At 63.4% G+C, this 336-nt stretch carries 1 protein-coding gene; it reads right to left on the bottom strand.

What is annotated here, in order from left to right:
• Positions 1 to 336: Ig-like domain-containing protein (locus tag QEP11_RS15670; protein WP_284337586.1), on the bottom strand; the 336-nt coding region annotated here is incomplete at both ends.

Below are 336 nucleotides of genomic sequence, written 5' to 3'. Positions count from 1 at the left end.
AACGGTGTGAACGTCCAGTTGCCCTGCTCGTCCACCTCGGTCAAGCCAATGGCCACGCCGTTGTCGTAGATCGTCACGGTCTCGCCCGCCTGGCCCTTGCCACTCAGTGTCGGGGTCGCATCGTCCGTGGTCTCACCCGCCTCGATCGAGCCCTTCACCTCGCCCACGTTGTCGTCAGCGACCACCACTGCAGGCTTGGCCGGAGCGGTGGTATCCACCACCACAGCGTATTCACCTGTCAATGGGCTGTCCTGGCCTGCACTGTCCGTGGCCTTGGCCGTGAACTTGTGCTCGCCTTCTGCCAGCTCCGGCGTGGTGATGCTCCAGTTGCCTTTA

Origin of the sequence: Comamonas halotolerans (assembly GCF_030162935.1) — a bacterium.
Taxonomy (GTDB): domain Bacteria; phylum Pseudomonadota; class Gammaproteobacteria; order Burkholderiales; family Burkholderiaceae_C; genus Comamonas; species Comamonas halotolerans.
This window is presented reverse-complemented; position numbering and strand designations above follow the sequence as displayed.